Source organism: uncultured Polaribacter sp. (genome assembly GCF_947503875.1).
Lineage (GTDB): Bacteria > Bacteroidota > Bacteroidia > Flavobacteriales > Flavobacteriaceae > Polaribacter.
Genome location: NZ_CANNFH010000002.1, coordinates 193,184 through 205,980, shown reverse-complemented (window position 1 = coordinate 205,980; position 12,797 = coordinate 193,184). Strand labels below are relative to the sequence as shown.

10 protein-coding genes are annotated in these 12,797 nt (G+C 30.4%); 5 read left to right on the top strand and 5 right to left on the bottom strand.

Going from position 1 to position 12,797, the window contains the following annotated elements; genetic code table 11:
- Window positions 1-5 precede the first annotated feature (5 nt).
- From ccoS to Q0684_RS03195, 3 genes are all read right to left on the bottom strand, one after another.
- Entirely contained in the window at window positions 6-182 is a 177-nt protein-coding gene (gene ccoS / locus Q0684_RS03205; protein WP_299012599.1) for a cbb3-type cytochrome oxidase assembly protein CcoS, read from the bottom strand.
- 598 nt (window positions 183-780) lie between these two features.
- Window positions 781-2,151 (bottom strand): oxygen-independent coproporphyrinogen III oxidase, encoded by a 1,371-nt coding sequence (gene hemN, locus Q0684_RS03200; protein WP_299012598.1) that lies wholly within the window; start codon window positions 2,149-2,151, stop codon window positions 781-783.
- Window positions 2,152-2,153: 2 nt separating this feature from the next.
- On the bottom strand, window positions 2,154-4,526 hold the full coding sequence (locus Q0684_RS03195; RefSeq protein WP_299012597.1) for a heavy metal translocating P-type ATPase metal-binding domain-containing protein: 2,373 nt from the start codon (window positions 4,524-4,526) through the stop codon (window positions 2,154-2,156).
- Between the two features lie 106 nt (window positions 4,527-4,632).
- Here Q0684_RS03195 and Q0684_RS03190 point away from each other — a divergent pair, with 106 nt between their 5' ends.
- On the top strand, window positions 4,633-5,319 hold the full coding sequence (locus Q0684_RS03190; RefSeq protein WP_299012596.1) for a Crp/Fnr family transcriptional regulator: 687 nt from the start codon (window positions 4,633-4,635) through the stop codon (window positions 5,317-5,319).
- Between the two features lie 10 nt (window positions 5,320-5,329).
- Here the strand turns inward: Q0684_RS03190 and Q0684_RS03185 are convergent, their stop codons facing one another.
- Window positions 5,330-5,695, bottom strand: a complete 366-nt coding sequence (locus Q0684_RS03185; RefSeq protein ID WP_299012595.1) for a Na(+)-translocating NADH-quinone reductase subunit F — start codon at window positions 5,693-5,695, stop codon at window positions 5,330-5,332.
- Between the two features lie 205 nt (window positions 5,696-5,900).
- Window positions 5,901-7,253, bottom strand: a complete 1,353-nt coding sequence (locus Q0684_RS03180; RefSeq protein WP_299012594.1) for a DEAD/DEAH box helicase — start codon at window positions 7,251-7,253, stop codon at window positions 5,901-5,903.
- A gap of 136 nt (window positions 7,254-7,389) precedes the next feature.
- Here Q0684_RS03180 and Q0684_RS03175 point away from each other — a divergent pair, with 136 nt between their 5' ends.
- The 4 genes from Q0684_RS03175 to Q0684_RS03160 are packed head-to-tail and all read left to right on the top strand — an operon-like array spanning window position 7,390 to window position 12,793.
- Window positions 7,390-8,154: a TatD family hydrolase gene (locus Q0684_RS03175; protein ID WP_299012593.1), complete on the top strand. Its 765-nt coding sequence runs from the start codon at window positions 7,390-7,392 to the stop codon at window positions 8,152-8,154.
- Window positions 8,151-8,858, top strand: coding sequence for a hypothetical protein (locus Q0684_RS03170; RefSeq protein WP_299012592.1), 708 nt, complete (start codon window positions 8,151-8,153; stop codon window positions 8,856-8,858). Before Q0684_RS03175 ends, Q0684_RS03170 begins: the two co-directional genes overlap by 4 nt.
- A 3-nt stretch (window positions 8,859-8,861) precedes the next feature.
- A complete protein-coding gene (locus Q0684_RS03165) occupies window positions 8,862-9,353 on the top strand; it encodes a methylated-DNA--[protein]-cysteine S-methyltransferase (RefSeq protein ID WP_299012591.1) in 492 nt (163 codons plus the stop codon).
- 59 nt (window positions 9,354-9,412) lie between these two features.
- Window positions 9,413-12,793: a hypothetical protein gene (locus tag Q0684_RS03160; protein ID WP_299012590.1), complete on the top strand. Its 3,381-nt coding sequence runs from the start codon at window positions 9,413-9,415 to the stop codon at window positions 12,791-12,793.
- Window positions 12,794-12,797: the final 4 nt, after the last annotated feature.

The window sequence follows — 12,797 nt, the reverse complement described above, 5'->3', positions numbered from 1 at the left end:
AAAATTTAATCTTTTGTTAGTTTTTTGGTTTTTTTGATAACAAGTTCATCATCAAACAGCATACGAACAGATGGTGTGTAAGCATCATCATACTGCCCTTTTTTTACTGAATAAATAAATGCAATAAAGAATATTATTGCCACTAAAATACTTAGTGTTAGAAGTAGGTATATTACGCTCATATCTTGCCTGATAATTTGATAGTTCAAAGATAGTTTTGATTGTTTTTTTAAAATATGACAATTGTCATGTTTCTTAAAATTATCTTAAAAAAGAGGTTTTTTTTTATAGTTTAAAAGGTATCAAGAGAATTTAGAATTATACCTTTTAAACTCTAAACTTTACAGGGTCTTCGACAAGCTCAGACTGACTTATTTAGTATATATTGCAAGATGTTATGAGTATTAATTTACTGAAAATTCAATAAAAATAGAACACAAACTAAAAACAATTAAAAAGCAAAAAGTCACACTGAGCTTGTCGAAGTGTTGCTCATAAAGTTCTAAATTGCGTGGGTCTTCGACAAGCTCAGACTGACTTAGTTAATTTGTAATAAATAGAAATCACAAAATAGAGAAGTGGATGTAAGGTTTCTCAATCGCCTAAAAAGTCTCATATTGAAATGGTAAAATTGAGTTTTAATTAGTTTTATGGTTTAAACGACTGAGTAAGCCCACAATATTTGTCACTTCGATTTTAAGAGAAGTCCCATAAAGTAACTCACACAAAGTTTACAGTTCTAGCGAGATTTCTCCACAAGGTCGAAAAGACATAGAAAACCTAAATAGTCATAGAAAATAGTTGTGTTTTTGGCTTATTTTCTAATAAGTGTACGTCAAAAGCCATACAAATATTTCTTACATAAGGTCGTGCTTCTTCTGGTATGGTTAAGGTTTTTGCTTTTTTATCAATAAAAACCAAACCATCGTTTTGCATTTCTTCTAACAATACTAAATGTTTCTCTATATTTTTTATTTCAGTCGATTTTTCATCCCACGTAGTGGAGAAATGACACATCATATTTAAAATATGCTTTCTTATAATTCTGTCTTCTTCGGATAATAAATGTCCTCTAAAAATTGGAATTTCACCTTGATTTACCAACTGTTGATATTCTTTTACTGTTTTTACATTTTGTGCAAATGCATACCAAGAATCGGAAATTGCAGACATACCCAAACCAATCATTAACAAAGTCTTGTTAGCTGTATAACCCATAAAATTTCTATGCAAGGTTTTGTTGATGGTCGCTTCAAATAAACTGTCGGTTTTTAGCGCGAAATGATCCATCCCAATTTCTTCGTACCCTAATTCTGCAAATAATTCTTTACCAATTTCGTACAATTCTCTTTTTTCGTCATTTTTTGGCAAATCGTCTTCATTAAAACCTCTTTGTCCCACACCTTTTACCCAAGGCACGTGTGCATAACTGTAAAATGAAATTCTATCGGGTTGTAATTCTTTGGTCTTATTAATAGTATAAATTACGTTTTCTTTAGTTTGGTGTGGTAACCCAAAAATTAAATCGTGACTAACAGAAGTATAACCAATTTCTCTAGACCATTTAGTAACTTGCTCAACAGCTCCAAAAGGCTGAATTCTATGAATGGCAATTTGTACTTTTTCGTTATAATCTTGTACGCCAAAACTAACCCTTGTAAATCCACAATTATAAAGCGTTTGTAATTGTGCTTTAGTTGTATTATTGGGATGGCCTTCAAAACTAAATTCTGCATCTTTATGCCTTTTGGCATTCTCAAAAATGCCATCCATTAAGTACTTTAAATTTTCTTTAGAGAAAAAAGTAGGTGTACCACCACCCAAATGCAACTCTTTCACAATAGGCGTTTCATCTACCAAAGCCACATACAATTTCCATTCTTTTAAAACGGTTTCTATATATTCCTCTTCTACTTCGTGACGTTTAGTAATGTGTTTATGACACGCACAAAACGTGCACAAACTCTCACAAAAAGGTAAGTGAATGTATAAACTAATACCTTCTGTTGCATTACTTTCTTTAAAAGATTTCTGAAAAGATTGTATCCAATCTTGTTTCTCAATTCCGGCTTTATTCCAATAAGGTACTGTTGGGTAACTGGTATATCTTGGTCCTGGAATGTTGTATTTTTGTACGAATGATTTCTGCATAATTATTTTATTTTTTTACCCAATAAATTGGTAGCAATTGTTGTAAAAACAACTACGCTAATAGAACTTAAAGGCATTAATATTGCTGCAATTACTGGCATTAACTGGCCTGTAACTGCAAAATACAATCCCACAATATTGTAACATAAAGACAATACAAAACAGTATCTTATAATTTTGATTGCCTTTTTTGAAGCATTTAAATAGGTGGCTATTTTATAAAACTGTGTTGCATCTAAAATACCATCGCAAGCAGGAGAAAATACATTTATATTTTCTGATAATGCAATACCAACATCACTTTGTGCTAAAGCACCAGCATCATTTAAACCATCTCCAATCATGGCAACTTTTTTGCCTTCTTTTTGCAATTTTGATACTATATTTAATTTATCCTCTGGTTTTTGATTAAATAAAAACTGTGTTTCTTTGGGTAAAAATTCTTCTAAAAACGCTTTTTCACCTTCATTATCTCCAGAAACCACCCACAAATTATTGGTGTTTTTTAATTGATTAAAAATTGACTTTACTCCCTTTCTATAAGAATTTTTAAAAGTGTATTTACCTTTATAAACATTATTAAAACTAACATGAACAGCAGTATCTAAATTATTTTCTTCTGTAGTGTTTTTTACAAAAGAAGCACTCCCTAACTTTAGGCTTTGCTCTTTATAATTTACTTGAATTCCCTTACCTACAACCTCTTTAAAATCTGTAATTTCTAAAACATCAAATGCTTTAAAAGTATCATACAAGGTTCTGCTTAATGGATGGTTAGATGCTCTTAATGCACTTTTTAAAAGCGTACTTTCTTGGTTATTTAAAGCAATACCATCATAAAAAATACTGTTTTTTGCATTGGTAGTTAAGGTTCCTGTTTTATCGAAAATAAGAGTATCTATTTTTGCCAATTGCTCTATAACTGTAGCGTTTTTTAAGTAGAATTTTTGTTTTCCTAGAATACGCAACATATTCCCTAAAGTAAATGGCGCCGCCAAAGCAATTGCACAAGGGCAAGCAATAATTAAAACCGCCGTAAACACATTTAAAGCTTTACTAGTATCTTTAAATAACCATAAAGCTGTTGCTAAAAATGCAATTGTTAAAACCCCAACTGTAAAGTTTTTACTAATTTTATCTGTTATGGTTTTAAAAGGCGATTTGTTGTCTTTCTGAAAAACATCACTAGACCACAATTGCGTTAAGTAACTTTGAGAAACAGAAGCCAAAACCTCTATTTCTAAAATTCCCGAAAGCTGTTTACCTCCCGCAAATAATTTGTCTCCAGATTTTTTAGCCACAGGCTCTGCTTCACCCGTAACAAAACTATAATCTATTTGTGCATTTCCGTTAATTAAAATACCATCTACAGGAATTAATTCTTGATTTCTAATTAACAAACGATCTCCTTTTTCTACATCGTAAATTTGTACATTTTCTTCTGTATTGTCTTTAATTCTAGTAACTGCAATAGGAAAATACGATTTGTAATCTCTTTCAAAAGACAAGAAATTGTAGGTTTTCTGTTGAAAAAACTTTCCCAATAATAAAAAGAAAACCAAACCGGTTAAACTATCAAAAAAACCAGTTCCTAAATCGAAAATAATTTCTACAACACTTCTTATAAATAATACAGAAATACCCAATGCAATAGGTACATCAATATTTAAAATTTTAGATTTTAAACCTTTATAAGCCGAGATAAAATACTGATTTCCTGCATAAAAAACTACAGGTAAAGAAAACACAAACATTAACCATCTAAAGACATTTTTATACTTTTCTATCCAAAAACCATCAACCTCAAAATACTCTGGAAAAGACAAAAACATTACGTTACCAAATGCAAAACCTGCAACACCTAATTTATAGGTTAAACTTCTGTCTACTGCTTTTTTTCCACCTTCGTAATCTTCTAAACTAATATAAGGTTCGTAACCAATTGTGCTTAATAATAACACAATTTCTTTTAAAGAAGTAGTTGCAGAATTGTAAGTAATTCTTACCTTTTTCTTTGGAAAATCTACCTGAGAAGCAGTTATTTGTGGTTGTAATTTGTGTAAATTTTCTAGAATCCAAATACAAGAACTGCAATGTATATGTGGAATATATAGTGTAGCAATCTGCGTATTCCCATCAGAAAAATCTAAAAGTTTTTGTACAATTTCTTCCTTTTCAAGAAAATCGTATTTTCCTTGAATTTCAGTAGGAATTGCTCCTGGATTGTCTTGAAAATTGTAATAACTGGTTAAATCATTTTCAGAAAAAATCTCATAAACAGTTTTACAACCATTACAACAGAAACTTTTTTCATCAAATTTAATGTGAATGTCATCACAAGAATCGCCACAGTGATAACATTGTGTAGATTTCATATTTACTCGTTTGCCTACCACAAAAATCTGTTAAATCTCAACTCTAAAATATGATATATGTCAGTTTTTTTAATATATTTGAATTAACATATAATTAACACATCTCATGAGTAAGTGCGAGCAGTGCATTGTAAAACAGTTTAATTCTTTAAAACACCTTTCTAGAGAAGAGTTAAAAAGAGTATCTGCATGCAAAACTTCTAAAATTATAAAAAAAGGTAAACCTTTATTTGAAGAAGGTGATAGAATAAATGGTGTTTTCTGCATAAAAGACGGTGTTTGCAAAGTTTCTAAAATGAGTGAAAATGGAAGAAACCAAATAATTAGTTTAATTAAAAAGGGAGATATTATTGGTGAAAGAAGTTTAATTTCTGATGAGCCAGCCAATTTAACTGCTATTGCTTTAGATGATATGGAAGTTTGTTTTATACCTAAAGAAGAAATTATAAAAGACCTAGAAAAAAACCCTGGGTTTACCATGAGTGTTTTAAAAGACATGGCTAATACTCTAAAAAAAGCTGATAATGTTATTGTTGATATGGCTCAGAAAACAGTAAAACAACGTTTGGCAGAAACTCTTATTCGCTTAAAAGATAAGTTTGATGTGACTGATGATGGCATTATTAACCTGCAATTATCTAGAGAAGATTTTGCCAATATTGTAGGCACAGCTACAGAATCTGCAATTCGTTTGCTATCTGACTTTAAAAAGAGAGGTTTGGTAGAATTTAAAGGTAAAGAATTTAAAATACTAGACACAAAAAGTTTAGAAAAGATTGCCCAAGGTTTTTAAGCTGTAAAACTTACTCTAATATTTTAATAAAATCTTCAAAAGCCACATAATAGGGTTGGTTTTTAAAAACCGGGTTTTCTACACTTTCTGCATTAGCAATACCAACTCCTGCGAACCATACTTTTGCATTTTGCTTTTTTGCATGATTTTTAAAGGTTTCCATCCATAAAACATCATAATCATTAGGATTTTGAATGTTATTGGTAGCTTTTACCAAAACAAAAATAGTAGGTTCTCCTTTCTTAAATAACACATACTGTGGATGTCTTTTCAGCTGGCTGTTAATTGCCTGAAATTCGTAACCCATTTTCTCTAATTTTTCTCCAACAATATTCATTGCTAAGTTGTGCAATTCTTGTGCAGTTAAAATTTGCATTTTTTGTTTTTTTATTTATTTTACAGCTAAATTATTAAAATTTAGATTTACATTATCGATTTCGACAAAGGCAACCTACATCTCTAAAATTACTAAAAAAGCATAAACTTAAAATGTTATTTTTAGGGAAATAAAATGGAGTTGAAAAATTAAATACTATTAGAATAATATTTCTCAAGTTTCTCCAAAATACCCAAATTAAAAACTACTTCTTCTTATTTCTACGATTGTAATTTTTATCGCCTCTAGTTTTAGGTTTTTTATACTTTTTCGCAATTTCTCTTCTGTAAGAACCGCCTAAATTTACCTTGCTATTTTTCTCACTCTTTTCATGAAAAGCTGGTCCAGGAACATACTCTAAAGCAGTTCTATTTCTAGATTGTTCTCTATCTTCTTTTGGGCGCTCATCTTCTGTAAGCATTGTAGCAATTTCTACTTCTTCTGGCAATGCCAAAACCGGAATTTCATAATCCATTAAAGTTTCAATCGCCGCTTTTGGTTCTTGCTCTTTTGGTGTAGATAGTAAAATGGTTTTTCCTGCTCTTTCTGCACGACCTGTTCTACCAATTCTGTGCATGTAATTTTCAGGAAAATCTGGTGTATCAAAATTAATTACATGAGAAACTCCATCAAAATCTAAACCACGCGCCATAACATCTGTAGCCAGCAAAATGCGATTTTTACCTTCGTCAAACTGCTTTATAGAACGTATTCTATAATTTTGGGTTTTATTGGAATGTATTACACACATTTCATCATTAAAAACATCTTGCAAATGTTTAAATAACAAATCTGCCGTTCTTTTAAAGCCCACAAAAATTAATACTTTATGAAACGTTTGCTTATCTCTTAACAAGTGATGCAACAGATTTACTTTAGTAAAAAAGTTAGGTATATTGTAAGAAACTTGTTCAATATTATCTAACGGTGTTCCAGAAACAGCTATAGATATTTTCTCTGGATTTTTAAAGAAATCGTAAATTAAAGCGTCTACATCTTCTGTCATTGTTGCAGAAAACAATACGTTTTGTCTTCTTTCTGGTATAATTTCAAAGATATTCATCAGCTGAAAGCGAAAACCCAAATCTAGCATTACATCTACTTCATCAATTACCAATTTCTGAATAGATTTTAATTTTAAAGAGTTACTTAAACCCAAATCATACAAACGCCCAGGAGTTGCCACAATAATATCTTGCCCTTGTAAAATGGCTTGTATTTGCGTGTTTATGTTTGTACCACCATAAACTCCTAAAACTCTTACATTTATATATTTTGCTAATTTTTCAATTTCATCTACCACCTGAATTACCAATTCTCTGGTTGGCACCAAAACCAAAACTCTAGGATGCAACTGTTTAGAAAATTTTAAATCTCTAAGAATTGGCAACATATAGGCAAAGGTTTTACCAGTACCAGTTTGTGCAATTCCTACTACATCTTTACCAGATCTAACCACAGAAAATGCCTGTTCTTGTATAGGCGTTGGCGTAGTAAAACCCAAATCGTCTATGGCATATTGTAATTGATTTGATAAGTCTAAATCTTCAAAAGTCATTCCTTGTAATTTTGTGCAAAGATACTATTAAAGTTTTTGTGTTTCTAGTGTTCTTTACTGCATTCATAAAATGCTTTTTTTGCTTATTTTCTTTTGATATTTCAGTATTTTTGTTGTGCTAAAAAAGCTTTAAAAAATGATTACAGATACACATACACATCTTTACGCAGAAGAATTTAAAGAAGACCAAGCAGCCATGATGCAACGTGCTAAAGACGCTGGTGTATCTCGTTTTTTTGTTCCTGCAATAGACAGTAGTTGTACAACCAGCATGTTACAATTAGAAAAAGATTTTCCTGAAAGTGTTTTTTTAATGATGGGCTTACACCCTACTTATGTGAAAGAAAATTATTTAGAAGAATTGGCACATGTAAAAGAATGGTTAGATAAAAAGAATTTTTACGCTATTGGCGAAATTGGAATCGATTTGTATTGGGACAAAACTTTTTTAACCCAACAGCAAGAAGCATTTAGAACACAAATTAAATGGGCAAAAGAAAAAAAATTGCCTATTATAATTCATTGTAGAGATGCTTTTGATGAGATTTTTGAAATTTTAGAAGAAGAAAAAGCAGACGATTTATTCGGTATTTTTCACTGTTTTACAGGAACGTTAGCACAAGCAAAACAAGCCATTTCTTACAATATGAAATTAGGAATTGGTGGTGTTGCCACTTTTAAAAATGGTAAAATTGATAAATTTTTAAACGAAATAGATATCAAACACATTGTTTTAGAAACAGATGCACCCTATTTGGCACCAAAACCTTTTCGTGGCAAAAGAAATGAAAGTGCCTATATTACCTATGTTATAGATAAATTGGTAGACATTTACAGCGTTTCTTATGATGAGATTGCAAAAATAACCACAGAAAATTCAAAAGCCGTATTTGGTGTATGATTATTTTAGAAACCATAAGAACGCACAGAAAGTTTTTTAACTTTAAGCATCCTAAAATTTATATGTATATAGGTTTGTTTGTTGCTTTTATGGCGGTTATTGCAATTATAATTATTAAGGATGAAGCTGATTTTGATAGTTTATCCAATACATTTTACACAATTTCTACAGTTGCATTTCTCTTTTTTAGTATTTCTGGCCTTTTAAATCGGTTTTTAAAAGATGATATTTTAATTACCAAAACCGGCAAAATTAAAGTTACAACAGCAGCTTTTTTAATTGATGAAATTACTATTCCTTTTGAAGAAGTAACCGTTTTAGACTGTAATATTTTAGATTATTCAGGTAGAACTTCTAATAGTGGTATTTTAACGAGTATGTACAGTGCTGGAACCGATAATTTCATCACCATAAAAACAGAAAATACTGAAATTAAAAAACAAGTTTTAATAAATTCAGATCGAGAAATTGCATTGCTTTTTAATTTTTTAGGCAATCAAATTGTGCTGGATAAATTCTCTAAAATGAATCCTAAAAAAATGATTGGCACTTTTACTGCTGATTTTAGAAAAACAGAAAAAGCAAGAAATTATATTGCAAAAGAAATAAAAAATGGCACGCTAAAAACCACAGAAGGTTTGCTAATGATGAATTACGCATCTGACAACGAGGCAAAAGAATTAAGAGCTGCCTACAATTTATAAATTTTGAAAACAGAAACTACTTATCAAAAAACACCAATTGGAATCGCAAAAATTATTGGCGATAAAAATGGAATTCAGTCTGTTTCTATATTAGATGAAGAACAAGTTTCTGCGGAAGAATTGAATAAATCTGTACCATATTGCTTACAAGATTGTGTAGTGCAACTAGACGAATATTTCAACAAAAAAAGAGCAAGTTTTAATTTAACTGTAAATCCAAAAGGCACTGCTTTTCAAATAAAAGTTTGGAGACAATTATTGAAAATTCCGTATGGAAAAACCACCACGTATTTAGCGCAAAGTAAAGCTTTAGGAGACGTAAAAGCTATAAGAGCAGTTGCCACTGCCAATGGCAAAAACCCACTTTGGATAATTATTCCGTGTCACAGAGTTATTGGTTCAGATGGTTCTTTAACAGGCTACGCTGGCGAAATTTGGCGTAAAAAATGGCTTTTGGCTTTAGAAAATCCAGTAAAACAACAAACGCTCTTTTAAAATACCTTTTTAGGCATATTAAAAATTCTATTTTTACGTTTTGTTGCTATAGCTTGTAAATGTTTAAAAAACAATTTCTTTTTCTATCTCTATTTTTTATTGGATTCGCTATCCAATCGCAATCTCTTACCACAGATTTTAGAACTAAAAAATACGAGCTTAAAAAAGATACTTTACAATTTGATTCTGTACCCATAAACCCGTTAAAGTTTAAAGTTTTAAACGCTTTGTTAAAACCAATTAACAAAGAAGAGTATACTGTAGATTTTAACAATGCAACTTTATTTATTAATGCTAAAAAATACACAACAATAACTTTAGAATATTATAAACTACCTGCATTTTTAACCAAAGTTTATACACCTTATGATGAACGTTTAATTGTGCCCAATAGCGCAAATACTGGCCAATTATACAGCTTAACTACAAACAAAAAAACCAAAGAAATAAAACTTTTTGAAGGTTTAGAAACCAAAGGATTTATTGCAAGAGGACTAACTTCTGGTAACAACCAAAATGCAGTTACCAATGCCGCTTTAGATTTAGAAATTTCCGGAAAACTATCTGAAAGCATTACCTTAAAAGCCAATATTTGGGATACTAATATTCCTATTCAAGAAAATGGTTATTCACAAAATATTACAGATTTTGATCTCATTTTTGTTGAAATGTTTCATGAAGATTGGCGTGTTAGAGCAGGAGATTTATCGCTAACAAACCAAGAAAGTTATTTTGCACCCTTTGTAAAACAAGCTGCTGGTTTAGAAGTAGAAGCAAACATTACAGACAACTTAAAAGTAAGCGCCTCTGGTGCTGTGGTTAGAGGTGTCTTTAACAGATTTACCATTACAGGTTTAGAGGGCAACCAAGGACCTTATAAAATAATTGGCGCAAATAATGAAACCAATATTTTAATTATTGGTGGTAGTGATAAGGTATTTATAAACGGCATACAAATAGAAAGAGGTGCAGATAAAGATTATACGATAGATTACAATTTAGGTGAAATTACTTTTAATACCACCTACCCTATTACAAATGATATGCGAATTGTAATTGAATTTCAATTTTCTGATAGAAATTATACTCGTTTTGTAACTTATGAATCTGCAAAATACACCTCAGAAAAGTTAAATATTAGTGGTTTTTTTTACAGTGAAAATGATGCTAAAAATCAACCATTACAACAAGTATTAACAGAGGAACAAAAACAAATTTTAGCGGCTGCTGGTAATGATACTACTTTAATGTTTGCAGAAAGTGCTTTTGTAGACACCTTTGATGAAAATAAAATTTTATATAGAAAAGTACAAAATGGTGCTGTAGAAATTTTTGAGAATTCTGTAGATGAAAATGAAGAACTATTTTTTGTAAACTTTATAAATGTTGGCACAAATAAAGGAGATTACAGCTTAGAACGTAGCACTGCTATTGGCAACATTTACAGATTTGTTGGCGTAAATAACGGTAATTTTTCTCCCATAACTAGATTAATTCCGCCCACTAAAAGTCAGATTTTTATGGTAAAATCTGATTACGATTCACAAAAAAAGACAAAAATTTCTTCTGAAGTTGCTGTTAGTAATAACGATGCTAATTTATTTTCTTCTATAGATGATAACACCAATAGTGCAGTTGCTGCAAAAGTTGGATGGCAACAGGTTTTAATTGATAAGAAATGGAAACTAACTAGCGATATTAACCACGAGTTTGCGCACAAAAACTTTAGAACTTTACAACGGTGGGAAACAGTAGAATTTAATAGAAACTGGAATTTGTTAACCAATAACGCCACAAAAAATCACTTTCAAACCGAATTTAAGCTCGAAAATAAAAAGCAAGATTTTATACAATACAGATACAACCACTTGAATTATATTGATACTTATAATGGTAATAAACACGAACTGAATGCCAAAATGCAATTAAACAATACTGCTTTTTTTGTAGATGGTAGTTTTTTATCCAACACTTCTACCCTAGAAGAAAATACATTTTTAGTGCTTAGAGCCACTGCAGAACAGCAGCTTAAAAAAGGTTGGTTAGGCGCGTTTACTAATTTAGAAACCAACAGTAGAAAAAATAATAACAGTAATAATTTTGTAAATACAAGTCATCGTTTTAAAGAATTTGAAACCTACTTTGGTATTGGAGATACTGCTAAAGTATTTGCTAAAATTGGTTTTAATTATAGAGATAATGATAGTATTAAAAACAATACTTTCACCCAAATAAACAACCGTAAAACAATATATATAAACAGTAAACTAATCAATAAAAAAAACACCAATTTAAGTGTGTTTGCAAACTATAGATTTACAGAAAATGCATTTACAGAAGATGAACAATCTTTAAACTCTAGAATTGTTTTTACTAAAAATCTATTTCAAAATTTTTTAACCTTAAACACCTTATATGAAACTTCTTCTGGTAATATTGCTAGGCAAGAGTTTGTTTATGTGCAAACAGAACCTGGTTTAGGTTACTATACTTGGTTAGATTACAATAATGATGGCATACAAGATTTTGACGAATTTGAAATTGCAGAATTTCAAGATCAGGCCAATTATTTGCGGGTTCCCAAGCCAAATTTACGTTTTTTAGCCACGCAAAGAGCGAAGTTTAGACAAAGCGTAAATCTTAATTTTAAAGGTTGGAAATCTAAAACAGGACTTAAAAAAACGCTTTCTTACTTTACAAACGAAAGCTTTTTAAGCGCAGAAAATGAACAACGTAGAATTGGCAATTCCTTTAATTTTAACCCTTTTAATTTTAAAGAAGACCAACTAGTAGGCTTAAACTTTAGCTTAAGAAATAGTTTGTTTTTTAACAGAAACCTACAAAAATATAGTACTACTTATACTTTTGGAAACTTGCGTAACAAACAACAATTTTTAATTGGTTCTCAAGAAAATAACATTAAAACACATCAATTAGATTTTGCGCACAAATTTGCTACTTTTTGGTTGGCAGAGTTTATGACTAAAATATCTGAAAACGATTTGCAAACAGAGAATTTTAACAATAGAAACTACTTTATAGAAGCTACAGAAATACAACCTAGAATTAGCTTTTTACACAATAACAATAATAAACTTTCTGCTTTTTATCATTACAAGAACAAAAAAAATACACTAGCCGATTTTGAAACTTTAATTCAACAAAAATTTGGTATAGAATACCTTTTTATAAAAGGTGCAAAAAACCAAATTACGGCGAATGCAAATATCTTTTTAAATAATTTTAATGGCGATACTAACACACCTGTTGCCTACCAAATGTTAGAAGGTTTGCAAGATGGCCAAAACTACACCTGGAATTTGCTATTGAACAGAAAATTAAATAACTTTTTAAACCTAAACCTTAGTTATTTAGGCAGAAAAAGTGAGAATACTAAAACCATACATACAGGCAGTGTGCAATTAAGAGCTATATTTTAGTAAG